This is a genomic window from Candidatus Poriferisodalis sp. (genome assembly GCF_965215815.1).
Classification (GTDB): Bacteria; Actinomycetota; Acidimicrobiia; order Acidimicrobiales; family Poriferisodalaceae; genus Poriferisodalis.
Genome location: NZ_CBDCEO010000004.1, coordinates 1 through 24,881, shown reverse-complemented (window position 1 = coordinate 24,881; position 24,881 = coordinate 1). Strand labels below are relative to the sequence as shown.

Here is a 24,881-nt window from a genome sequence, read left to right as displayed (position 1 = left end):
CCGTCGCCTGAAACTGGGTGCCAGTCGGTCAGCCCGCGGCGGCCTCGGCTGCGCTGACGGCCTCCCAGACCCGCTGGGGTGTGACCGGGATGTCGATGTGCGTCACGCCGAGGTGGGCAAGCGCGTCAATGACCGCGTTCTGCACGGCCGGCGGGGCGGCGATGGCGCCGTTCTCGCCGATTCCGCGGGTGCCGAGTTCGTTGCGGTCCGTCGGTATACCGAGCCGGGCCGTGTCGATCGGTGGCACGTCTGCGGCGGCCGGGATGAGGTAATCCATCAGCGTGGTGGTGCGCGGCGTGCCGTCGTCATCCCACTGGGCGGCTTCCATGAGGGCCTGGGAGATGCCTGCGACGGCTCCCCCGTGCTGCTGGCCCTCCACCGAGGCTTCGTGCAGCATGCGACCGCAATCGTCTACCGCTGCGAACGCCAGCAGCGCTACCCGCCCGGTCTCGGCGTCGACCTCGACGGCGGCGGCGTGGGTGCCGTAGGGATGGGTCGGGCCGCCGCACCGCTCAGCGACGGTGGCGCTGATGCCTTCCGGCGCAGCCGCTGCGATGTCGGTCCAGCTGGCCAGCCGGGACGGCACGCCGGCGACGTGCGCGCCGTCGGGTGTGACCTCGATGTCGTCTGCGCTTGCCTCGAGCATCTCGGCCGCTACTTCGCTGATGCGTGCACGCAGCTCAGTCGCGGCGGCGGCGATCTGGCTGCCCAGCACCGACGCAGTGCGAGAACCGCCGGTGACCCCGCCGAACGTCGACGTCACCGAGTCGGCGTCGTTCACCCGCACCGCGCCCTCGGCGATCCCGACCCTGGCGCTCGTGATCTGCGCCCACAGGCTGTGGTGGCCTTGACCGTGACCATGGCTGCCGCAGGTGACCAGCACGCTGCCGTCGGGACCCAGCTCCAGCGAGGCGTAGTCGGGATCGTCACCGCTGCCGGCGGTCTGGCTGTAGCAGCCGTAGCCGACACCGATGAACGCACGGTGATCGTCAGCGGCCCGGCGATCGGCGGCCAGCGCCTGCCAGCGTGGCGCGTCGATGAGCTCCTGCGCTGTGTCGAGGGCCCGGTGCGGGTCGCCACTGTCGATGGTGACGCCGGTGCCGGTGTCGTACGGCAGCTCGTCGGCGCGCAGCAGGTTGCGGCGCCGCACCTCGGCGGGGTCGAGGCCGAGCTCGCGGGCGCCGGCGTCGATGGCTCGTTCGAGGGCGGCGTTCACCTCCGGTTGGCCGGCGCCGCGGTACGCCCCTACCGACGGCGCATTGGTGACCGCAGCGCCATAGCGGTAACGCAGCCGGGGCACCCGGTACAGGCCGGTGCTCTGGCGGTAGCTTGCCGCAGCGAGCATGGGCGCCATATGCGGGTAGGCGCCAGCGTCGCACCACATGATCACGTCGATGCCCGAGATGCGGCCCTCGGCATCGAAGCCCATGCGGATACGGTGACGCTGGCCGCGTCCGTACGGCATCGAGACGAACTGCTCCTGGCGGCTCTGCACCCAGCGCACGGAACGACCCAGCAACTGCGCGGCACGGGCGACCACGAAGAACTCGGGCATCGGGTCGCCGCGGCCGCCGAAACCGCCACCGACCCAGGGCTCACGCACTCGAACGGCGGTCGTGGGCACACCCAGCAGGCGGCGGTACAGGTACGGCGCGCTGTGCACGCCTTGGCCGGTGCTCCAGATGTCGAGCTCGCAGTCCGGCGACGCGCCGTCGGCCAGCGGCGTGCCGCGGATGAGCTCGAACGGCGTCGCCACGATCGCGCACGGCTCGATCGGCACAGAGGAGATTCGGTCGTTCTCGCACACAAGCTCTACGACACACGCTGCGCCAGCGCAGGGGTCGTCGCGGGGGGCACCATCGGGCTGTGCTGAATCCACCAGGCGAGTCGGCTCGGACACAAAGCCGCCTCCGTCGGGCGGATCGAGCGGGCGAACCACGTTCGTGCCCGCATCCGGGTAGAGCAGGACCTCGTCGGCAGCAGCTCGCTCGACATCGATGACGGCCGGCAGTTCGTCGATGTCGACGGCGACCAACTCGGCTGCGTCCAGAGCCGCTGCAGGCGATTCGGCCAGTACGACGGCAACCGGCTCACCGACGAATCGCACCCGTCCGTCGGCCAGCAGCGGCCGGGCCATCTTTCCGCCCAGGGTCGTGGCTCGGTAGTACTCGAACGGAGCGAGCCCCAAGGCTGCGGCATCGAACACCGCAGCTACCCCGGGCGTCTGCTCGGCCTCTGTCAGGTCCACGTTCCGCAGCTCTCCGTGGGCCACGTTCGAGCGCACGAAGGCTGCGTGCAGGCAGCCATCGGGAACAGCCAGGTCGGCGGTGAAGGTCACCGTCCCACGCAGCATCGGCAGATCTTCGGACTCGAGCCGGGCAGTGCTCATGGCGTCACCGTAGCGACGCAGGTTCCGGTGGTCGCGCGGAGACCGACTGCTGTCAATCGACGGGTGCGGGATGTGTGCTGCCCGTTTGTCTGGCCCCGAGTTCGACCTGGATCTCTTTCCGGTGCTCGTCGAGGTACGGGGCTCGGCGCATCGGAACGTCGATGCCCCCAATGAGCGAGCCGACCTGGGTCATCGGGCCCCACTCGGTCTCACCGAGATCGACAACGTGGCCATTCGAGGTCGCGACCTCCGACCCGACGAATCCTCGCCGTTCGGCGGGCAGATTGCTCGTGCCCTCCGGCGTCTTCTGGTGCCAGACCCACTCCGGGCCGTCGGGGGTCGACGCCTCCAGGTAGGTGCGGTCGGGACCGCTGCCTCGGTAGTCGAGCCCGCCCATCTCAGCTGGTGGCCGCCCGTCATAGGACACGAATTCGGCTGCTTGCGCCGCCATGACCGTCTGGGTGAGCGACGTGCGCACGGTCCGGCCCTCGCCGTCGGCCAGCCGCCGGCAGAGCGAGCACAGGACCCCGAACGTGGCGATCATCGGCGTAGCGGCGTCGTGCACTGGGACGGTCAGGAATACCGGTTCGTCGTCTCCACCCTGGGCTGACATGATCCCGCCCAGCGCCTGCAGCAGCGGGTCGAAGGCCGGCACCTCTGCCATTGACTTGTCTCGGCCGTAGCCGGGGCTCTTGACCAACACGGCATCGGGACGGATGCGGCGCAGTTCCGCGTCGGAGCATCCAAGCCGTTCGGCGACGCCGGGGCGGAAGTTCTCGACGATCACGTCGGCGTCGGCGACGAGCTGCGCCATGACCGCGTGGTCCGCGGCGTCCTTGAGGTTGAGACAGACCGAGCGCTTGGACTGGTTCCAGCCATTGAAGTAGGGCCCGAGGACGCGGAATGGGTCGCCGCCGGGCTGCTCGATCTTGGTGACCTCGGCGCCGAGCATTGCCAGATGACGAGTGATGACCGGCCCCGCGATGAACGAGCTGAGATCGACGGCCTTCAGGCCCGCCAAGGGCGCTGAGCCCGGTGCCGCTGGGTCGGGGCCCGGTTGGGTGGACCATGCGCCAGTCTCAATCTCGGCCGCTACCTCGCCGTTGTGCTCGCCCAATCGCGGGGCTGGCTGCAGTTCGACAGCATCGCAGCCATCGATCCACATTGGCTGCGGCGGAGTGCGTACTTCGCCGAGGTCGGGATGGGAGACGGTGGTCGCGAGCCCGTTGGCAGCTGCCAGCGGCGACGCCATGAACTCCTCGCGGGTCTGGGTCGGCTGGCACGGCACGTCGTGAGCCCCGAGGATTTCCAGCCACTCGTCGAGGGGGCGGGTTGCGAAGGTCTCTTCCAGGATCGGTGTGATCTGCGCCAGCGGCTCGAGGTCGAGCAGGCCCCAGGGCGGGTTCGGGAAGCGCTCATCACCCAGCAGGTCCTCGCGTCCGATGGCTCGCAGCATCGCCACGTAGAAGGGCAGCGTGCCGCAGGCCACGAACATCCACCGGTCATCGGCGGCCCGGAACAGTCGGTACACGGGCAGCCGTCCCGCCGAGCCCAGCGGGCACGAGCCGTCGCGGTCAAGACCGGCCATCTCTGGCATGTCGAAGTCGCCGATCTGCATGGCGCCCGAGCCGGACACTTCCGACACGGTGTAGGTGGGCGCTGCCCGGCGCGCCCGCCGGGCATACAGACCCGCTGCCGCGGCCATTGCGCCGAGCATTGCGGCCCCGTAGGAGGCGAGCGGCACCACCAATTCGACCGGGCCTTCGGAGTAGCTGATCTGGTTCCAGCCGATGCCGCTCACGGCGGCAACCTGCGACGGCGTACCGGCGCGGGTGGCATACGGCCCGACATCGCCCCAGGTGGGACACGACACGATCACAGCGCCCCGAGCGAGGCGCCGGACTGCGGCCGCGGAGTCGGCGTCGGGCACGAACACCGCATCGGCACCGCCGAGCAGCTCGCCGAGCATCGGCGTGGTGAGCGATGCCGCCGTGGGCCGCAGGATGCCGGGCAGTGATGCCGCCGGACCGTCGACGCCGGCGGGCAGCGGGGCGCGCTCCCATTCGACGCCGTCGGGCACCACCGAGCGCTTGTTGCGACTCACTGCCTGGAAGCCCGGGTCGCTGCGGTAGGGGTCGCCGCCGGGTGGCTCCACCTTGACCACGTCGGCGCCCTGGTCAGCGAGGAAACGCGCTGCGTACGGCCCCGCGATGCCGGTGGTCAACTCGACGACGCGGGCCCCGTCAAGGCACCGAGCCGGCGAATGGCTGCTTCGGGCACCGTCGGCGCTGCTCATCGGGATGACTGTAGGTGGCCCGGCCCTGCGGTCGCCGAGGACTGCGCGCTCTACGATTGCCCCTGTGACAACGACAACTTCCGACACCGCCGCGAACCCCTTCACGGAGATACCGATTCCCCAAGCTCCGACGTTCGACACGATCGAGGCCGAGCGGCAGCACCGCAAGGAGCGCCTGGCGTCGGTGTACCGGGCGTTCTCGATGTTCGGATTCGAAGAGGGCGTGGCCGGTCATGTCACCGCACGCGATCCTGAGTTCACCGATCACTTCTGGGTGAATCCGTTCGGCGTGGGCTTCGGCCAGATCAAGGTGTCGGACCTGCTGCTTGTGGACCACGACGGCAACATCGTCGAGGGCCGCTATCCGCTGAACCAGGCAGCGTTCGCCATTCACAGCGAGGTGCACAAGGCCCGACCCGACGTGATCGCCGCAGCGCACACTCATTCGCTGTACGGCAAGACGTGGTCGAGCCTGGGCCGCCTGCTCGACCCGCTCACCCAGGACGCGTGCGCGTTCTACGAGGACCACGCCCTGTTCGACGACTTCACCGGCGTCGTGCTCGACACCTCAGAGGGCAAGCGCATCGGGCAAGCGCTTGGAAGCTGCAAGGCGGTGATCCTGCAAAACCACGGCCTGCTCACGGTCGGCCACACCGTCGACGAGGCGGCGTGGTGGTTCATCACCATGGAGCGCACCTGCCAGAGCCAGCTGCTGGCCGAAGCCGCCGGCACACCGATCCCGATCCGCCACGAGTCAGCCAAGCACACCGCCGCGCAGGTCGGCAGCCCCCTGGGCGGCTGGTTCAGCTACCAGCCCATCTACGACAAGATGCTTGAGCGCGAACCCAGCTTCCTCGACTGAACCCTCAGCCGGCCGTCACGGCCAGTGTGGGCCGGGGTACGGCATCGGGCGATCCCGCCAACGCTGATGCAGCGACGCCTCGGGCATCGTGGCCCAGTCGCTGCAGTTCGGCTGCGGCAGCAGGCGGGAACATCTCGTCCGGCAACCATCTCACATCGTGAGCAAGCGCTCGCGTCTCTCAGCAATTTCGCGCAGCTCGGCGGCGACCCTCTCGTTCATGTCGATCCGAGCATCGATCTCGTCAGGAAACGCTGCGTAGTAGTCGGCGGCAAGCCCGATGGCTTCGGGCGCGAGTCCCGCTTCCTCCGCAACGAGATCGACACGTGAGAGGGTCGTGCCGCGCGCACGCTTGAGATCGCGGACAATTTCCCAAACATCCGGCCCCTTAGCCAACCCGGCTCGGCGACCGGCGGGGCCGTCGCGAAACACGATGCCGGAGAACTGGCGCATCTTGAGTCCTTCGTCAAGCAGCGAGACGGCAAGCGAGGCGACGGGTGAGGCGATTTGCCGGCTCTCATTCTCAAGCCGCGCACGTAACTCGTCTGGTAACCGCAACGATGTCGGACGGCTCATCGGTACATCTCCGCTGATCGCGCTACATCGTAGCGCGATGCACTCGCTTCGTGAATTCGAATTCGCCGATTGTGGAAAGGGCTGGTGACGCTCGAGGCACTCGGGACTACCACTCGGCAGCGATGTACTGGGTTTCGCAGAACTCGTAGATGCCTTCGCTGGCGCCTTCGCGGCCGAGGCCTGACTGCTTCATGCCGCCGAAGGGGGCGGCGGGGTCGGATACGGCGCCCCGGTTCAGGCCGATCATGCCGGCCTCGATTCGCTCGCTGACCGCCAAGCCCTTGGCCAGGTCTTGGGTGTAGACGTAACCGATGAGGCCCATCTCGGTGTCATTGGCGGCGGCGATCATGGCGTCGGTGTCGGTGAAGCTGGAGATCGGCGCGACCGGGCCGAAGATCTCTTCGCGTGTGATGGGCGCCGCCGGGTCGACGCCGCCGAGCACGGTCGGCTCGTAGAAGAAGCCCGGGCCGTCAATGGCTCGGCCGCCGGTAACGGCTTGGGCTCCCCCGTCGATCGCCGCGCGCACGAGCCGATCGATGTTCTCCACTGACGCGGCATTGATCATCGGCCCGCAGCCGACACCGGGGTCACGGCCGTTTCCAACCTTCACATCGCCCATGGCTGTCGCCAGTCGCTCGACGAACTCATCGTGCACGGGTGCTTCCACGAAGAAGCGGTTCGCAGCGGTGCATGTCTCGGCTGAGTGGCGCATCTTCGCGACCATGGCGCCGAAGGTGGCAGCTTCGAGGTCGGCGTCGGCGAACACGACAAACGGCGCGTTGCCGCCGAGCTCCATCACCACCTTGAGCACCCGGTCGGCACAGCGCTTCAGCAGCACCCGGCCGACCTCGGTGGAACCGGTGAAAGAGAGCATCCGGACCGCACGGTGGTCCACTACGGCATCGAGCCAGGCGCCGGAGTTCGACGTTGGCACCAGATTGACGACGCCGGGCGGCACCCCGGCCTCGCCCAGGAGCTCGGCAACTCGCAGCGAGGTCAGCGGGGCCTCGCGGGGCGGCTTGATGACCACGGTGTTGCCGGCGGCCAGCGCTGGGGCCAGCTTGCGGGTGATCATCGCTGCGGGGAAGTTCCATGGCGTGATCATCGCCACGACACCGACGGGTGGGTGCCGCGTGATGATCCGGTTGGCACCCGAGGGGGCGACGCTGATCGAGCCGTGAATGCGCACGGCTTCCTCGGCGTTCCAGCGGAAGAACTCCGCTGCGTAAGCCACCTCGCCCACGGCATCGGCACGGGGCTTGCCGTTCTCCAGCGTGATCAGATCGGCCAGCTCGTCGGTGTGCTCGATGAGGATACGGTGCGAGTCCCGAAGGATTTCCGAGCGGACACGCGGCGGCTCGGCGGCCCAACCCGGCTGCGCCGCGGCTGCCGCATCGCACGCAGCTGCTGCGTCTGCTGGCGTTCCCGCCGCAACGCTTGCCGCGACGTCGCCCGTGGCAGGGTCGAGCACGTCAATCCGGCCTGCTGCGTCTCCAGCCAGCCAGCTGCCTCCGATGAGCATCTGTGTCTGCATCGGGCCAGCATCGCAAATCCGCCGTTGGCTCCGCGCCACCGTCAGGACATGGCCTCGGCCCGATGACCAAACGGCGATGCGTCCGGGGACCGAGTTGTGGGGTGATCAGTCGCCGTAGTGCTGGAGACCGCACTCGCGGGCGTGCATCTCGGCGACCGCGCGCTGCGCGTCGCTGATCGCGTTCACCAGCTTGTCAATGACGACGTCAGGGTCGGAGGTGAACTCCATCTCCTCAACGAGGCGAGCCAAGCGCCCCTGCGTCCGCCACGCAGCAAACTTGGCCCACTCGGTCCAGAGCGTTTCGTGGTCGTCGATGTCAATCAGATCAGCCGTGCGGCTCTGCTCGTCGATGGTCGTGTCGAGCGACACGTAGCCGTTCACCATCGAGATGCGCTCGCACATCTCAGAGAGCGGCCCTGCCCGGTGCACGACCATGTCACCGTGCAGCGCAACGGCGTATCCGGGCCCCGGGAAGTCGGGAGCGACGGTGCGATCGGCCGGTACGTGTTGGCCTGCGTCGGCAAGCTCGGCGGCTTCGTGCTTAGTGCCCCGGAACCACTCGAAGCGTCCGCCGGAGACCTCGGCCGGGTCGGTCACTGCGAGCACGTAGTCGAGGGGCAGCGTGTCGTGATGCCACTTGTCGATGGGACTGTCGATCTGTGACGGCTCATAGTTGAGGTGGCCAAGATGCACCGGCATCGGGTGCGGGGCGACGTCGATGCCGTAGATCGCTTCGAGATGGGCCGTGACGTCTGGGCTCAGGCACACGTCGCGCAACCAGCGTGATCGATAGCAGCCGCCACGCACAGTCCGCTCGATCCGCTCCCCTGCCGGGCGGGTGAAGCACCGCAGGCGCCGGGCCGTGTCCAGCATGACCGCTGCGCCCTCGTCGCTGAGCATCCGGAACGGCGACGACAGCGCCACCGGTGTGGCCTTCGTGGCGATCTCGGCATCGTCATAGCCGAGGTCAGCCAGCGTGAGAACCTCGTCTGGCGTTTCGAGCTGTAGATGCCGCTCGGGATCGAACGCCGGCTCACCATCGAGCCACTCGTAACCCCGTGGCAGCGTCTCCGGAAACGGAACTGCTACGCCCATCAACGCCTGCCTCGTGAGTTGACCCTCGTCGCCACGGTAGCCAAGTGATGTTCGTCAGTCTGCCGATCACCATCGTGCAGGAACGGCTACCTCGCTCCCCGCTTCTCCGAAATACCCGGATTGGGGCGCGTCGGTCGGGGAATCGCAACTGGCCGTTTCGCCTGTGGTTTCGTGGTCTTCTTCGGTCTCGGTCGTACTTTCCTGGCCACGAGCAGCATCTCCCAGAGCGACGATCACGCCGACAACCTCTACGGGCAAGAATAGCAAGCCCAAGTTGAACCACTTCAGCCGTCCGCTGAGCTGATGCCGGTTGAAATCGACTTGATCTCAGAGCCAAAGCCGCTCGATACCCCTACTCGAATTCGGCGGCTTGGGCGTTGAGATTTTGGGCGTTCTCGCTGACTGTTCTGCGGGTGGTGTCGTTGTACCCGTCGGCGTTTTCTGCTCGGACTTCAAGCGCTAGTTCAAGGTTGGGGCCGAGGTGTGCGGCGATGTGGTCGAGGATGTCGCCGAGCTGCTTGATGCCGCGGACCGGATCGAGCTGAAAGTGAGCGTAGAACTGTGCCGGCCCAGTCTCGGTGCCTGCAGGCGGCTCGGGCTCAGGTGGATCGCCTCCGGACGGTGGCTCGGGCCCTGTTGCGTCTCCGCCATTGTCTCCTTCCCCGGTGACGGTGGGACCCGGCTCGAGTAACGGCACATAGTCGGGATGGATGATCAGGCCACCGACTGTCGGATCAACGTGCTCAGCGGTGCGGACATCGACCCAGCTGTTGCCGTCGTGTGCCTCGGCATAGGCGAACGTTTCCTGCTGCCAGTTGAGATTGGCGGCGCCGCCGCTGACGGCGTGGTTCAGGACGTCCCGGGACTTCAGGCGGGGCATGTACGGGAAGCGCGCATAGGCGTCCCACAGTTCCCCGACTGCGATGTCGCCTCGCTCAGACCACAAGTTGGAACGATCGATGTCCATGCGGACGCGCACGCCGGCGTAGCGGGCAATCAGCTTCTCCTCGCTGGCCAGCTTGCGACTGACCCGCTCGCCGAGGTCACCGGCGGTGGATGCCTTCGTTGTCTGCCAGACGACTTCAGCCGTACCCGGCGCGCGAGACGGAACGAGCACCTGGGTGAATGTCTCGGCGATCAGGCTGTCAACCTGCTTCGAGGCATCTGCGACTTTGCTGTCGGCTTGGCGCTTCTGCTGCGCTGTGAGGTCAAGCGATTCGTGGTCGTCGACGATCGACTGCCACGCCAGGAACGAGCGGGCAGCAACTCGCAGCTCAGCCAGCCGGTTCGCTGCGGCAGCGACAAACACCAGCAGGTTCTGGTTCAGTCTCGGACCTGCGTCGCGCTGGGCAAGAATGCGCGCCGCCAGCTTCGCTGTCGGCGAGTTCTCATCGCCCCCAGAGTGAGTCGCATCGGGCGCCAGTACGACCAGGTGCGTGCCGTCGTCGTTGTCGGGCACATCGCCCGGTCCCGCTGCCAACGGATGCATCGCAACGAAATCGCCCCGGTTTCGCTGGCCGGCAATCCGGGTCCGCACCTCGTCGTCAGCGTCAAGGTCGCTGAAGTTCGAGGCCGCCCGATCCCCTGCGATGCGTGTGACGTTGGGGACCAGCGAGTACCAGTACTGCGAGCCATCGAGGTAGAGGTGCGTGGCCCGGTCCGACAGGCGCCGCAGCGCGTCGGCGAACTGCCCAACGGGCTCGCCCGGCTGCACGCACCCCAGTACGACCGACTTGACGTCGACGCCCCTCTTGCCCTCGGGACGGGGGGCCGAGCCCATGTACACGGTGCGGGCCGCACGTCGGGTCGCAGACAGCCGACCGAAGTGGGGGAAGTCGCTGTCGATGCGGAGCGGCAACGCGTTGGGGCCGTCCACGTCGGATTTGATGACCGGATCCCAGCCCTCCTCGAGGTACTTCTTCAGCTCGCTGGCCACCGTGCCTGAGTCCATGGGCAGATTGCCGGGCATGATCAACAGCGATTGATCCCCGCGCTGCCACAGCTGAGAAATGGCGGTAGCCATGAGCCGCAGCACGCCACGCGTGCGCTGGAACTTGTCCAACGCCGACCAGTCCTCGAAGAGCCGGTCGAACAACTCGGGGTGAATCGGGTACGACAGCTCCATCCGCCGCCTGTAATCAGCCTCTCCAGTGCCAGAGGGGAAGTCGCCGGCCGCATCGCGGTACATCTCGCAAAAGGCGCGGATGACGCCATCGCGCACTCGTGCTTTATCGGGAGCGATGGGGTCGAAGAGCCGCCGTCGCACGATCTCGAACGACTCGTCTGCCGTAGCCGGCTGCCACTGGGTTGCTGTGCGAGCAACGACGTTCTTCAGGCGTTCCAGCGCCGTGAGTCCTCGCGGCCCGCCAGTCTCGATGTCAGATGCCGGGATCGTGATGAGCACCACGACGTTGTCCGCTGCCGCCGCTGCCTCGGTGAGCGCCTGGGCGAAGGTGAACTGCGTGTCGAAGTCGCCCGCCGCAACCCTGCGACCTTCGGGCCCGGCGTCGGGCAGCTGACGTGCATACGCCACCCACTCATCGATGAGCACAACTGCAGGGCCATAGCGCCGAAACAGCTCACGCAGCGACTCGCCCGGGTTGGTACCAGCCTCGTCATCAGTACGGATGTAACGCCCACAGAGGTTGTTGACGCGGCTCGCGGGTGGTCCGCCTATGGCGGTGTGGTGCCGGTGGAGATTGTAGGTGTGCACCCAGGTCTGGAGTCGGCGTCGGCGGTCGGGTTCTGAGCGGAATTTGTAGTTGTAGAGGAACTCGTCGGCGAGGGTGCGGTTGAGCCGTTCTGCTTTGCCGTTGGTTTGGGGTCGGTAGGGGCGTGTGCGGCGGTGGGTGACGTGGCGTTCGGCGAGCGCTTCGGCGAACGCCGTGGAGGTGAAGTTCTTGGCGTTGTCGGTCATGACGGCGTCGACGGCGACGTTGAGGCGGTCGAACCAGTCCCGGCAGCGTCGGTAGAACGCTGCGGCGGTGGGGGCGTTCTGGTTGTCGTGTGCCTCGATGTAGGCGAGGCGGGAGTGGTCGTCCACGGCGACATGGAGATAGGTGTATCCGAGGCGCTTTGGGCGCTTGTTGTTGCGCTTGGCGGCCGCCGAGCCGCGGCCGTGGACGCGCCACCCTCCGCCGGGCGGCACTTTGGCGACCTTTTTGACGTCGATGTGCACCAGCTCGCCCGCATGGGCCTTCTCATAGCGGCGCACCCGCTCCCCGGTCGACCGATCGATCCACGCCAGCCGGTTCAGCCCGTGCCGGCACAGAACCCGATGCACCGTCGAAGCCGGCACCCCGGTCGCAGCCGCCAGCCGCACCGGACCCCACCGCCGGCGCCGACGCAGGCCGCAGATCCTGTTCTCGGCCCGCGCCGAGACCTTCGCCGGGGACCTCGCAGGCCGGCTGGAACGATCCTCCAGACCCGCCACGCCCCCCTCGTCGAAACGCTTGATCCACTTGTGCACAGTCTGGCGCGAGCAGCCCATCTGCACCGCGACCGCCGTCGTCGACTGGCCCGCTGCCATCCGCTCGACCATCACCATCCGAGAATGAACCGACAGCGCAGGCCGCGGAGCCCCACGAACCCTGATTGAACTACCCTCCGACACTGAGCCTCCGTCCGCAGTCTGGGATTCCGACAAACCCCACACTGCCACGGAGGCTCAACCTGTCACAGCAGCAGAACTGTCAACAAGGTCCATGGGCATTACACTTAGCTAAGAGATTAGAGCAAAGAAGACGCTTAGAACAAGCTGAGCAAGTGTGCCAATCCATATGCGCGCAGAAGGCGTCTCCGGGTTGTCAATCCAGGCCCAAGCATATGCTCCAAGGGCGCACATGCCTAATATAACTACGAGGGTCTGCGCAAAGCCAAGAAGCCCGAGCGTCGCGAGAACCAACAACGGTGCCAGCCCGACGCCAAGAGCGCCGAGCGCTATTAGCAAACGTCGCAGACGGGTGTTTGCTTTTTCCAAGCTATTCTGTTTCGCCTCGGCCGCCACGGCGCGGTGACGTTGTGCAGCCGCGTCTTCGGCGTAGTGCTTGGTTCGATTTGTCTCCCGTTCTACTAGTTCATCCGCTTCACCTTTTACTGACTCCAACTCCGAGTTCTGAATCGATTCGCGGAAAGCTGCGCGTCTATTGTTCCTCGTAGCCCTTCTTTGCAATACAGCGGCGGCACGAGTACGCGCATCTTCGCCTGATTCTTTTTGAAGCGCATCAAGGGCATCAAACAGCGTCGGATCGTTGAGGTCCCGAGCTTCACGGGCAGACAGGCCGTTCGGGCCTTGTACAAGAATCTCTGAAATATCGAGCGCTTCTTCAAGCGAATAGTTCGATGCAATCTCAAGCAGTGTATTTCGAACAGCCAGATCAGCGACGAATTCCGCTACATCAACCACCTCTGCTGGATCATCCGCTATCAGGTTGCTTACGTACAATAGCCAGGCACCCGGTTCACCAACTAACGGGGCTTCGTCCGCAAACATTTCGGAATATGCCTGGTTGGTGAGTCTATCGTGAGCCAGCATTAGGGCACTCTGGTCTCCATTCTCACGTCTCCACCTCGCAATCATTGCCGCAGAGTGCGCGTCGGCCGAAGCGGCCGTGCCAGAACGAGTGGCGCGCGTATTCTTATCCTCAGAAAGTTCAACGAGCTTGTCGTGGACCAACTCATAATTCTCTCGGTCTTCCGTACTCGAATTATCATGCCTTTGTACTAGTACACCCAGTGTCTTGAGCTGTTGACGTATATTGCGTCGGCTACTCTGCCAACGAGTCCAACTGTCAGTACCACCCGAATGTCGATAAGTGGTATATGCTGCAAGGAATGGATTGCCGATGAGGCGCGCCTCCCGGGGCGATAGACCTCGATTGGCGCGGTTTCGCTGGCCTATTTCTTCGAGGTCAGCTGCCTCCCAAACTCGTTCCCACTCCTCCAATGTGTGCTCAGCGACGATGACGGTGGCCCCGCAGGCACGAGACAAAGTGGCAAGCTCAAGGATTAGACGGTGACCTGGATCGTCGCTCGGTGACGCCAAGTTGACCAAGGCGCTCGTGTCCAATAGAAGCCGCACCTGTTGGAGAGATGGTGTTGCCCCCAGCCCGCGCTGCGCTGCCAATCCATGGAGTAGATTGCTAACAACTACCAAGTGTACGATCTGATTTCCGAATGAATCGGTTGGGTCGAGTGCATCAAGGGCTAGCTGCGTCACAGGTTCGCGAATGCTCTTCGGCTGCAGCGTCGAGGCGAAGCTTCTGATCGGTTGCGTATTGATGTGGTCAGGCCGGGCCCATGCAGATGGGCTCGGTGAATCGATTGCGTATGAACCTTCACATGCGCGTGCGATGGCTGTAGTAATGAAGTTCACGATACGTTCGGTTTTAGGGAGTAACCGTGTTGCATCTTCATATTCACTAAGTCGCTCTGCTATATCCAGAGTGAACTGGTGTAAGAGGAACGCGACGTATTGCTGGTCCAATTCTGCTTCGTCCCTAGCTTCCGCAGAAACCACGAATGTTTCGTTACCCTCAAGGTCTTCTTGTAACGTGACTAGGCCGCCGGCTCGCGCGTCGACGAGGGCACGCGCTAGCACGGCGTCAGCGATAGCACTGGTGCGCCACATCTGTTTTATTGCAGCGAAGAGTCGCTGCGACGTCAATCCACCTCGCCGTGCAAGTGTCGCAACTAATGTGCTGACGAGAACGTCTTGTCTGTTTCCTCTCCGAAAAGAATCGAGCAATGCGTGGCAGGCAGCGAGTTGGTCTGCTCGTAGCTGATCTTCGCCTTGGTCTTGCGCGACTTCACGCCTACTCATATTGGCTGCCTTAATTGTGAGTCATACCCCTAGGATTTGGTTCATCCTTGGGTATAGGTGTACCGGATACATTTTGTTACAGCGAAATTGGAATCCGTAGTACGGAGCCAGCACTCGCAGCTGGTGTACAGTCTTGCCGCTCTTGTATGTAAGTTTTTCATAGGTAGGCCAGTGGCCGCGAACTCTGTTTAACGTGTCGACTAGATCCCATTCAACGATCCTTAGTTACTTGACCAGGGGCGTCGCAACTACAGCGAGGACGTTGCTTGGCCTGAGGTCATCTGGGTTCTCGCCCTCAGGCAGTGGCCAGAGACTCGCCAATGAAAAATGGTCGCAGAAGCCGAGACGACCCAATAATCGCGGAATAGTCAAGGATGCTCCAACCCTGCCCAACCCGCCGTTGCCCGAAGTGCCACCGTGAATCCGAGTGCTATCGGGGACCTGACGAACCGATTGATTGGTCCCCTTGAGGCAACTGCGATTCGATACCGACGCCAATGGCAATTCGAATGTGGCTCACACCCCAGCATCAGCACTACTGGAGTCGTTCGAGTGTCGGGGCGAGATCCGGATCAGCGGCGATGAGTTTCCGCCTCCACTGGGAGCGCCGGAAGGTGGTGGAGGACTTAGGGTGGACCGTGAGAGTAAATGCGCGGCGCAATGAGAAGTCACCGTGACCGCACGCGTATTCCACCGCACGCGCGGGGCTATGTGCTCTCGATGACCCCCAGGCCGCAGCCGCCCACGCTCGCAGGGGTACGTGCTGATGACAGCTGGAGTCGAGCGCAAGCTGCTCCATCCGCTCGCCGTGCGATTGCCCCAACCGGATTCGGTTGGCAACGCGGCACAGCTGAAGCTGACCTGCGAGGGCCCGTGGCTCATGTGCCCCCGTTGCCTGATCGAGCAACCAGTCCCGATCGATCTTGCGTCTCGTCTGCTTGTCGTCAGCCAGCGCAAGTATGTAGGCCCCGGCCTGTCGCGGGATCTCTTGCATCACAGTGGGATGCTCGTAGATGTGTTCCAGCGCGCCCGGGTGACGGTGATGCCGAAGCGAACCCAAGTGGAACCGGCAGAGATCCCAATCGGGTTGGCCAGAATCGAGATGAGCTTGAAGTTCGAACAACGCCATCTCAGGCGGGTGGTACCCCGCGCGATCAGACGTCAGGTAAGCGATCCGATCATGCTGCATTGCACGGAGAGCGGCACCACGGTCTTTCGGGTGCATCTCGACCTTCGCAGTATTCACTTCGAGACCGCACTCGGCGGCGGCGGCGCTGTACGCATCAAGCACCTTCCGACACTCATGCTCAGAAGCGACGAACAGCCAACTGTCGTCGGTGTAGCGGACATGGCCGCTGACGAGCGTCGCGACTGCGCCATCGATCGGCAGCATGGCGATATTGCCGAGCAGACCGGACGCCTCGGGGCCAACCGGCAGTCCTTTGGGGGCACCTACGGTTTGCAGCTCGCTCAAGAACTCCGTGATGAGACCGACAGCGCCGGGTTGTGCGTCGGCGTCGCTCAGTACCGCGGACAACGCCTCCGGCGTGATCGATGGAAAGTAGTGCCGTATGTCAGTGATGAGTAATGCGCCGCAACGGTGATCCGCTAGCAGGGCGGCACCGCGTTGCTGCCGAAGCTCGAAAGCCTGTCTGGGTGCACGGCATGTCCAGGCTGGCGGAGCGTCAACGAGCCGGTAGCTCAGGACTTCCGGTCCCAACGCCGCGTCGATTGCTGCCGCCACGCGACCGGTAATGATCCGGTAGTAGAGATCGTCATATGGATCGAGGCAGGTCATGCGCCGCTGCTCGTTCTTACCGGACTTCGGAAACGGGAAGCTGCCGGCCACGGCAGGGCACCTGCCCTCCTCGATGCGCCTCAGCAGCCGCTCTCGCACGAGTCCCGGGGCAGCGCAAAAGTCGCTCCAGGCAGCGACGTCGGGCAAGTCTGCGTCACGCACCGCCATTGCACCGGCGCGCAAATTGGCCTCAACCTCGGTGAGTGTCGGAAAATGCGCTCCGCGTGGGCTAGGTGCCCCCATTGCTGCTCCCAAAGCTGTAATTACAGACCTGTGAGAATAATGGATCCTATCGAACCCGCGCATGTGACGCCACCTCAATAGGAGCCACCAAGCGGAATTGCCACGGGATTGGGCAGAACGCCCAAGCTGAGATACAGGTCAGGCTGCGGACCGCAAGCGGGCGAGCTCGGTGGCGGCCGCTATCATCTTGTCCGCATACTCGAGCTTGTCGAGCCAGCGGCTAGGAATGGCGTCGGCACCGTGTATAACGCCGAGCAGGCCACCCGCGATGGCGCAGGTGGTATCTGCATCGTCGCCCCGGTTGACCAAGTCCACGAGCACGGACTCCAGCGATTCGGGCTGCTGGATCGCCCACACCGCACAGGCGAGACTGTCGATCATGTAGCCACCTGTGCTCAGCTGCTCGACGGGCACTGTTGCTGGCGTCTCGAGGGCGCTGCGAGTGTCGGAGTCAAGATCGAGCTGACGGTCCGCGTCGATGGCTTGGACCGGGCTGTGGCCCTCCAGGAGCGCGGCACCGATCTCGTTGTAGGCCACGCAGCTGGGGCAGGAACCCAAATGTGGCCGCCGCGAGTCCGAGCACGACTACCGCCATGGCGAGTGTCTTGTTGGCGCAGCCGGACTTGCTGGCCCCGGCCGGCTCCGAGCTGCGGTGCTGGCCGCTCTTCGGCGTGCGCTTGTGCGGCCGTTCGGGCTCTGCCACTGCTTCGGTCCCAGCAATCCGCTCGACCAGCTGCTCCTCCGCTGACCACGCCTTTTCCAGGAGCTCCGCGACTGTGCTGCGCAGGTAGTCGTGCTCCGAGGCGTCGGCGACGGCCATCAGCTCGGCATTCTCGGAGAGACCTGCAGCAGTGAGGTTGGCCGACCCCAGGAGAAACGCTTGGGGATTCTCGTGGTCATCAAAGGCGGCCCAGATCTTGAGGTGCGCTTCAGACCGACCGGCTGCGTTGCGGGCCGTCCGGTACCAGTTGCGCACGTCAACGTCGCTACGTTCCACGAACTCCACCGCGGTGCGGCGATCGACATCGGTCGCGTGCTGAAAGTTGCGGCCCTGCAAGTCACCGATCAGCAGCGTCACTGGCCGTTGCCGTGTGCGCTCGGCCAGCCACACGAGCCCCGGCACACTCGCCGAGCCCACGCAGACGATAAGCCGCCCCTGGGGATGCGCACTCAGGAAGCGCTCGATCCGGTCCCCGGCACCCGTTCCAACAGACATACGACGCCACAAGCTAGCCCAGCCACATCAGCAGGCCTTCATGCGACCGCGAAACTCACTTGGCCCGTTGCAGGTACCTGCCTACGGTGCCTGCTCGTGGATGCCGAGCCTCGACGCTGGCGCATTTTGCGATCAGCGCACCGACACGGCATCCCGGCAGAGGACATCCTGCATGCTTATCGAAACATCACTTGGACAATTCCGCAGGACGACTGCCGCATCACGCTCGTCGGACCCCGTCGGGACGGCGATCTGCTTGAAGTGGGCGTGGAGTACGATGCGGCCACGGGCACCGACCTCATCATCCATGCGATGCGTGTCCGCTCGAAGTACATGAGGCAACACCGTGGATCAACCCGCTGATCAGGCATCAATCGACGAATCTGACGAGTATTGGGATGAAGTCGCCGACAGGTTCGAGCAGTTCGACTGGTTGAACTCCACCGACGAGCCCGCTCACGAGCTGTATCTCTCGCTTGCCGTTCAAGCCGAAACCACCATTGCAGAACCGACAGAGGTGAGCAGGCAGCAAATCGAGGATGCGGTCTGCTGGGCTCGACGCGAAGGCATGCGATGGGACCGCATCGCAGAGATCCTTGGTGTCACCGCCCCGGCGGCGAGGGCACGCTACGGCGAGGCCGCCAAGGCGGTTCGGGCTTAGGCGCAGGTCAAGCTGCGCTCCTCAGGCGAGCGAGTTCGGCGGCGGCCTCGGTCATCTTGTCGGCGTATTCGAGCGCCCCGCGCCAACGGCTGAGGATGGCGTCGGCGCCGTGGGTGACGCCGAGCAGGCCGCTCAACAGGGTGGGCCGGCGTCGGCGAGGAGGGTGGCGACCTTCAGCGGGACGCTTGTCTGGGCTGGGTGCATGGTCACGCCGTCGAAGGGCTGAACCAGATAGGCGACACCTGGTTCAGCGTCGGGATCATCTGGCACGGACACCACGGCGAGGCGCCAGCGTTGGGGGTCATTCTGGGCCCGGCGCACCTGACGAGCGCTGACGTGGATCTCTTCAGTCCGAGGCAAGTGACCCTTGACCTCGATGAAGTAGTGGTCGCCTGTCGCGGGGTCAACTGACATCACGTCGAAGCCTGGGTTGTTGTGTGCTTGTTCCTGCGGGATACGCCCCAACTCGCGCTCGGCTGCCAGGACCGCCGCGACTGCTCGCCGGTCGGTTTCCATCTTGTCGGCGACCGCCTCCGCGTCTGGCGGCGAACCGGACAGTGCGTCGACCAAGCCTTGGGGAACGATCACTGCCGCCGCAACCACGGTCGGCGGGCTGCTGTGCAGGTCGGCTTCGGTGTCGAGCTCGGCACGACGGCGGGCCATGCGGGTCTCCAGCTCGTCGGCACGCGCCCGGGCACGACCTGAGTTCAGCCTGGGCTTGCCGCCGGCGATTTCCTGCGCCTTGATCTCGTTTGCTCTCCGATCCCAGTAGCGGATCTCGGATTCGAGACGCTGGCGCACCGCTTCGCTTACGCGCGCCACTCGGCCGCGCACTATGGCCGCCACCGATTCGAGGTGCGGGCCGGCGAAATGCTCGATTGCCCAATCGCGGGCGACCGATTCGGCGGCCGGCCCTGCCCACGACGTTTCCAACCGGTCGGCCAGCAAGTTCTCTTGGTCGCCGGTCGGCGGTGCATAGACCAAGTACGGCTCCGCTCCAGGGTCACGGGCGATTCCAAGTTCGTCCACCTCTACGTATTGGAACCGACGTGACACGACTTGGCGGGCACCGTTCACGATGCGACCATCGGTAACAACATGATCCAGGTACACGAGCAGCCGAGGTTCGGTCGACGGGTCCGCTGGATCAACCAGGACCGTTCCACGCTGCAGCGACTCGCCCCAGTCGGCGAGCACTTTGGACGCCACCACACTCAACAGCGCGCTACCGGGAGAGATCAGCTCCGCACGATCACCGGCGGCCCCAGACAACTTGCCAGCCATCTCGGCGTCGAGAAGCACATGGTTCTTGTCGAACGTCACCCGTGCGTATCGGTCATGCACCGGTCCGAGCGCCGGGTCGGCACTCGACCGCACCGCTGCAGGTACGCGGGTGACCTCGTACCGGCCGTGTTCGCGGCCGGCGATGCGACCGCCATACAGCCGCAGTGCCTCGGTGAAGAAGTCGTGCACGAACCACGGCTGCAGTCGCCGAGCGCGGGACTCCTCCATACGGCGTCGTACTTCGTCATTGGCGGACGGGTCGGCCAATCCCGCCACGAGCGCCCGCTCCTCAAGAACTTCGCGGAGCTGCTCACCGATATCGCCGTCAATGACCTTGTCCATCCACGCCGCATGGGCGGGGTCGGTGTCGGCTCGAATAGCCTCGATCAGCAATTCGCGCAGCGAGACGTTGATCTGGGCATCGCCCAGCACGTCGTACACCTGGTCGCCGTATACCCCACGCTGTTGCTCGATCTTGGCGAACAGCCGCTCGAACACCTGGCCTTCTCGAGTCCGGTGCGCGACCAAGTTCCAAAGATGGCAGGGCCGGCGCTGGCCGATCCGGTGGATTCGCCCGAAACGCTGCTCAATGCGATTCGGGTTCCACGGCAGGTCGTAGTTGACCATCATGTTGGCGACTTGCAGATTGACGCCTTCGCCGGCGGCATCGGTGGCTACCAGCACCGACACGGTCGGATCGACTCGGAAGCGGTCCTGAGTGGTTCGGCGGTCCTGCCGTCTGATGCCGCCGTGGATCGTGACCACCGCTTCGGGGCGGCCCAATTCGGCGGCGATCCGCCCAGCGACATAGTCGAGAGTGTCGCGGTGCTCAGAGAACACGATCAATTTTCGGCGGTCGTCGCTTGCGCCAGAGGCTGCATTGAAATGCTCGGAGCGCAGCAGATCCCGCAGTCGAGTCCACTTCGCATCCACACCGCTGTTTCGGACCCGATCGGCCAGCTCCACGAGGCCCTTCAGGACGACGACTTCCGCCTCAAGTTCGTCAGCGGTGGCCGCAGCCGAGGCGGCGTCCACAGTGACGTTCTCCAGCTCTTCGAGCTCTGCTTCGTCGAAGTCGTCGAAGTCAAAGTCCTCCAAGTCGGCGACCCGCACTCCCCGTGGCAGTTCAAGCACCGGAATCGGCTCGCCAGTAGCGGCCAAGCGACGCATCTCGGCGGCCTGTCCGGCCAGACGATCGCGGCGCCGGCGCAGGGACTCGTAGATAGCTGCCGGTGACGACGCCAGCCGACGTTGCAGCCCCGCAAGTGCGAACCCGACGATCACGCCGCGCTGTCGGTCGCCTTCCTCTCGCATCCGGGCGGCACGGTTCATCTCTTCGCGGACGTAGGTGGTGACCGCCTCGTAGAGTTCAGCCTCCGGTTCTGACAGGTCGAATTGCAGGCTGTGGGCGTGACGCTTGGTGAACAGCGGCTTGCCTTCGAACGTCCGCAAGTTCTCCTTGACCAGACGGCGCATGACGTCGCTGACATCGGGAACCTCAGCGGCTCCCCCGCTGCCGTTGGTGGCGCGCAGCCGTCCCTCGAATCGCTCGGGGTCGATGAGCGTCATGAAGGCCAAGAAGTCCTCGTTCTTGCCGTTATGGGGAGTTGCCGTCAGCAGGAGGAAGTGGCGGGCACAGTCGCGCAAGACCTCGCCGACCATGAAGCGCTTTGTGCGGCGCAGCTCGTCGCCATAGCGGTGAGCGGACATCTTGTGCGCCTCATCGACGACTACGAGATCCCACTCCGAAGCGCCCAGACGCGCAACCAGCTCTTCCGAGCGGGCGATTTGGTCGATGCGGGCGATGAGCAGGTTCCGTTCAACGAAGGGATTGCCGGTGCGTGACGCCTCGACTGTCTCACGTGACATCAGATCGAAGCTCAATCCGAACTTGTCCCACAACTCGTCCTGCCACTGCTCAACGAGGCTGCCCGGCGCCACGATGAGGCACCGAGTGACGTCGCCGCGCAGCATCAGCTCACGAATGAGCAGACCGGACATGATCGTCTTGCCCGCGCCCGGGTCGTCAGCGAGGAGAAACCGAAGCGGCTTCTGAGTCAGCAGGCGGTTGTAGACGGCTTCGATCTGATGCGGGTAAGGCTCGATATTGGAGGTGTCGACTGCGGCGAACGGGTCCGCCAGGTGGGCCATCTGCATTCGCCGGGCCTCAGACGCCAGCTTGAACATCGCACCGTCAGCGTCAAAGGACCAATTGCTCTGCGCAGCCGGGCGAATCTCGGCCAGATCAGACTCCGTGACGAGCCGCTCGCCAAGACGGTTCTCAGCGGTGCGATAGGTGAGCGTCGCCGAACCCGGACCATGAATATCGACCGCAACGACAGTGACATCACTACCCACCACCACGCCAGCGAGTCGCATCCCGGCAGCTAAGCCTGAATCCACCGATTCGGTGGGTGTGTGTGGGTTGCCGCGTCCGCGAAAAAGGCCTCCTGATCTGCGACGATTGTGATGTTCGTTGTCACATTCGTCTCAAAAACAGGAGGCACTTTTTGTGTCTGGATCATCGCGCAGTCTGGACCGGTTCGCAACGACGTTCGATCATGAGGGCCTGGTGGCCAACGCGGGCCTGATCCTGGCGGGAACGCTGATGGCCCGTCTGGGCCTGTTGGGGCTGATCGAGCGGTGGGTGCGCACCGGTTCCGCGAACCCGGGTCCCAAGATCTGCACCGTGGTCGCCGCGATGCTCGCTGGCGGCACCCACATCGATCACGTCGAGATGCTGCGCGCCGGACGCACCGGGCGGGTGCTGGGGTTCGCCCCGATGGCGCCCTCGACGGTGGGGTCGTTTTTGCGGACGTTCACGTTCGGTCACGTCCGCCAGCTCGAAGCGGTGGCGTCGCGCACGCTGGCTCGCGCCTGGGCGCTGGGCGCAGGCCCCGGCAAGGCGCCGCTGGTGGTCGATCTGGACTCCACGATCTGCGAGGTCCACGGCAAGCAGAAACAGGGCGCCGCGTACGGCTACACCAACGCGCTCTGCTATCACCCGCTGCTGGCCGCACGCGCCGACACCCGCGAGGTGCTCGGCGCACGCATGCGCAAAGGCTCCGCGGGGTCCTCGCGAGGCGTGGCGCGCTTCGCCGACGAGCTCGTCGCCAGCCTGCGGCGGGCCGGGGCGAGCGGGCCGGTCACGGTGCGCGGGGACTCGGGGTTCTGGTCATGGAAGCTGATCGACCGTCTCGACGGCCACGACTTCAAGTGGTCGATCACCGTCGCCCTCATACCCGCTGTTCGCGCTGCGATCCAAGCGATCCGCGACGACGCGTGGGCCGACATCGCTTACACCAAAGACGGCCGCGCCCAGGTCGCCGAGACCCAATACACCACCGGCCGCGGCAAAGCCAAGCGCACCGTTCGTCTCGTGGTGCGCCGCACCCGCCTCGCCGACAGCGCACAGCAACGACTGTGGCCCGACTGGCGGCACCACGCATTCATCACCAACACCGACCACGACACCGCCGCCGCGGATGAGTTCCACCGCGGCCACGCCGTGGTCGAGCTCGCCATCCGCGACCTCAAAGAAGGCTCCGGCCTCGAACACGTCCCCTCAGGCCACTACGGCGCGAACTGCGCATGGCTCGCCTGCGCAGCGCTCGCCCACAACATCGGCCACTGGAGCGCCACGCTCGCCGGCGCGCCGGCGGCCACCAACCGCTCCCGCCGCACCCGACTCGTCGCACTCGCCGCCGTGCTGGTGAACCGATCAGGCACACCCACCCTGCGATACCCCGCCCGCTGGCCCTGGGAAACACAATTCACAGCCACGCTCAACGCTCTCAGGGCTCTGCCCGGACCCTCCGGCTAAACAGCACAGCCCGGAACTGACGCCCCCACACAAACCCAGCGTCGACAACCCCGAACCACACCCGCACCCCTAGCAGAACACGCCCAAACACACCAAACCACACCCCCAACAACACCGCACCACCCCAACCCGCCACCAGCCCAGAAACCCCACGCTCACCAACAGCCAATCGGTGGATTCAGGCTAAGAGCGTTAGCGGATTGGGCGGTTGTGGGGTTGCCAGCGGTTGCGGTGGTCGATGAGTTTGAGGGTGATGATCAAGGCGACGGCGAGGGCGAGCTGGGCGAGGCGGTGCTCGGGTTTTCGGTCGGTGTTTCGTCGCAGCTGGCCGTAGTTGGACAGCCATGAGTTGGTTCGCTCGACGCGCCAGCGCAGCCCCAGCGGCGCTGTGATCGGTTCGGCGGGGCCGTCGTTGCCGGGTTTGCGTTTGGGGGGCCGCACCAGATCGGTGATGCCGGCCTTGGCTGCTGAGTTGTCGACGCGGGCGCCCCAGTAGCCGCGGTCGAGGTGCAAGGTCTCGGTGTCGTGATGGAGCCCTTGGCGTTCGATCTCGGCAATGGTGGGGTCGAACAGCATGATGTCGTTGCGGTTCGCGCCCGCGGCGGCCCACCCGACCGGGATCCCCGCCCCGTCGATCGCGATTGACCACTTCCAGCCGAGTTTTCGCCTGTCCACGGGGCTTTTGCCGGTCCCTTCCCCACCACAAGGGGCTTTGTGGGTGGACCCGTCGACGCACACGTCATCGAGATCGAGTCCCACGATCCGGTCATAGGCAGCGATCGCTTCGGCCGCGATCAGCTCGAACACCCCAGCAGCGACCCACTCGTCGCGGCGCGACCGCAGCGTCGTGTCCGACACCTGCCATCCCAGCAGCGCTTCCGCGCACTGCCATGAGCAGCCCGTCGCCAGCCGCACCAGGATCCCCCAAAAGCACAGCCGGTCCGGTATCCGGGGGCGATGCCCCCTGCCAGGGTCACCCACCGGCCGCACAGGCAGCATCGGCTCGACCGCCGCCCAGATCACATCCACCACCTCGGGCTCCAAAGCGCGCATGATGAAACCGGCCTCCACGGGTTGTCTTGTTCAGGACAACCCGACCAATACACCGGGGAACCAGCCAACCCGTGGATGGCCAATCCGCGCGGCCTCTAAGTCGCTGAGTTCCATCACCATGCCGTCGCCAAACCGCTGTGTCGCCAGGGCTGATCCCCAGCGGACCGGCCGCCAGGCTCAGCCGCAGGGTACGCCCGCAGCGCGCCCGGCTCCGCCTTCAACCTCACTGGCAG

General features: G+C 65.2%; 18 protein-coding genes. 4 read left to right on the top strand and 14 right to left on the bottom strand.

Going from position 1 to position 24,881, the window contains the following annotated elements; genetic code table 11:
• Positions 1–28: 28 nt before the first annotated feature.
• Both ACOOHB_RS00615 and ACOOHB_RS00610 read right to left on the bottom strand, forming a co-directional pair.
• Entirely contained in the window at positions 29–2,389 is a 2,361-nt protein-coding gene (locus ACOOHB_RS00615) for a xanthine dehydrogenase family protein molybdopterin-binding subunit (protein ID WP_420442896.1), read from the bottom strand.
• Positions 2,390–2,441: 52 nt separating this feature from the next.
• Entirely contained in the window at positions 2,442–4,685 is a 2,244-nt protein-coding gene (locus tag ACOOHB_RS00610; protein ID WP_420442895.1) for a CoA transferase, read from the bottom strand.
• Positions 4,686–4,749: 64 nt separating this feature from the next.
• On the opposite strand from ACOOHB_RS00610, the gene ACOOHB_RS00605 reads away from it, so the two are divergent.
• Positions 4,750–5,547, top strand: a complete 798-nt coding sequence (locus ACOOHB_RS00605) for a class II aldolase/adducin family protein (RefSeq protein WP_420442894.1) — start codon at positions 4,750–4,752, stop codon at positions 5,545–5,547.
• A gap of 4 nt (positions 5,548–5,551) precedes the next feature.
• Here ACOOHB_RS00605 and ACOOHB_RS00600 read toward each other — a convergent pair whose 3' ends face one another.
• The 9 genes from ACOOHB_RS00600 to ACOOHB_RS00560 all read right to left on the bottom strand — a co-directional run bounded on the left by ACOOHB_RS00600 (position 5,552) and on the right by ACOOHB_RS00560 (position 17,827).
• The gene (locus ACOOHB_RS00600; RefSeq protein WP_420442893.1) at positions 5,552–5,701 is read right to left on the bottom strand and encodes a hypothetical protein; all 150 of its coding nucleotides are present in this window, start codon (positions 5,699–5,701) and stop codon (positions 5,552–5,554) included.
• Positions 5,698–6,120 (bottom strand): CopG family transcriptional regulator, encoded by a 423-nt coding sequence (locus tag ACOOHB_RS00595; RefSeq protein ID WP_420442892.1) that lies wholly within the window; start codon positions 6,118–6,120, stop codon positions 5,698–5,700. Before ACOOHB_RS00595 ends, ACOOHB_RS00600 begins: the two co-directional genes overlap by 4 nt.
• A 106-nt stretch (positions 6,121–6,226) precedes the next feature.
• A complete protein-coding gene (locus ACOOHB_RS00590) occupies positions 6,227–7,654 on the bottom strand; it encodes an NAD-dependent succinate-semialdehyde dehydrogenase (protein ID WP_420442891.1) in 1,428 nt (475 codons plus the stop codon).
• Between the two features lie 105 nt (positions 7,655–7,759).
• Positions 7,760–8,749, bottom strand: coding sequence for a hypothetical protein (locus ACOOHB_RS00585; protein ID WP_420442890.1), 990 nt, complete (start codon positions 8,747–8,749; stop codon positions 7,760–7,762).
• Between the two features lie 352 nt (positions 8,750–9,101).
• Positions 9,102–12,290, bottom strand: a complete 3,189-nt coding sequence (locus tag ACOOHB_RS00580; protein ID WP_420442909.1) for an IS481 family transposase — start codon at positions 12,288–12,290, stop codon at positions 9,102–9,104.
• 180 nt (positions 12,291–12,470) lie between these two features.
• The gene (locus ACOOHB_RS00575) at positions 12,471–14,570 is read right to left on the bottom strand and encodes a hypothetical protein (RefSeq protein ID WP_420442889.1); all 2,100 of its coding nucleotides are present in this window, start codon (positions 14,568–14,570) and stop codon (positions 12,471–12,473) included.
• A gap of 535 nt (positions 14,571–15,105) precedes the next feature.
• Complete coding sequence (locus tag ACOOHB_RS00570) at positions 15,106–16,611, bottom strand: RNA-directed DNA polymerase (protein WP_420442888.1); 1,506 nt, start codon at positions 16,609–16,611, stop codon at positions 15,106–15,108.
• 138 nt (positions 16,612–16,749) lie between these two features.
• Entirely contained in the window at positions 16,750–17,148 is a 399-nt protein-coding gene (locus ACOOHB_RS00565) for an ADP-ribosylglycohydrolase family protein (RefSeq protein ID WP_420442887.1), read from the bottom strand.
• On the bottom strand, positions 17,063–17,827 hold the full coding sequence (locus ACOOHB_RS00560; protein WP_420442886.1) for a hypothetical protein: 765 nt from the start codon (positions 17,825–17,827) through the stop codon (positions 17,063–17,065). Before ACOOHB_RS00560 ends, ACOOHB_RS00565 begins: the two co-directional genes overlap by 86 nt.
• 96 nt (positions 17,828–17,923) lie before the next feature.
• Between ACOOHB_RS00560 and ACOOHB_RS00555 the strand changes: the two genes are divergently transcribed.
• Complete coding sequence (locus ACOOHB_RS00555; RefSeq protein WP_420442885.1) at positions 17,924–18,190, top strand: hypothetical protein; 267 nt, start codon at positions 17,924–17,926, stop codon at positions 18,188–18,190.
• Complete coding sequence (locus ACOOHB_RS00550; protein WP_420442884.1) at positions 18,174–18,488, top strand: hypothetical protein; 315 nt, start codon at positions 18,174–18,176, stop codon at positions 18,486–18,488. Before ACOOHB_RS00555 ends, ACOOHB_RS00550 begins: the two co-directional genes overlap by 17 nt.
• A 7-nt stretch (positions 18,489–18,495) precedes the next feature.
• On the opposite strand, the gene ACOOHB_RS00545 is transcribed toward ACOOHB_RS00550, so the two are convergent.
• Positions 18,496–18,624 (bottom strand): hypothetical protein, encoded by a 129-nt coding sequence (locus ACOOHB_RS00545; protein WP_420442883.1) that lies wholly within the window; start codon positions 18,622–18,624, stop codon positions 18,496–18,498.
• Positions 18,621–22,151, bottom strand: a complete 3,531-nt coding sequence (locus ACOOHB_RS00540) for a helicase-related protein (protein ID WP_420442882.1) — start codon at positions 22,149–22,151, stop codon at positions 18,621–18,623. Before ACOOHB_RS00540 ends, ACOOHB_RS00545 begins: the two co-directional genes overlap by 4 nt.
• A gap of 133 nt (positions 22,152–22,284) precedes the next feature.
• Here ACOOHB_RS00540 and ACOOHB_RS00535 point away from each other — a divergent pair, with 133 nt between their 5' ends.
• Positions 22,285–23,595, top strand: coding sequence for an IS1380 family transposase (locus tag ACOOHB_RS00535; RefSeq protein WP_420442881.1), 1,311 nt, complete (start codon positions 22,285–22,287; stop codon positions 23,593–23,595).
• A gap of 192 nt (positions 23,596–23,787) precedes the next feature.
• Here ACOOHB_RS00535 and ACOOHB_RS00530 read toward each other — a convergent pair whose 3' ends face one another.
• A complete protein-coding gene (locus tag ACOOHB_RS00530) occupies positions 23,788–24,648 on the bottom strand; it encodes an IS5 family transposase (protein WP_420442880.1) in 861 nt (286 codons plus the stop codon).
• Between the last annotated feature and the right edge of the window lie 233 nt (positions 24,649–24,881).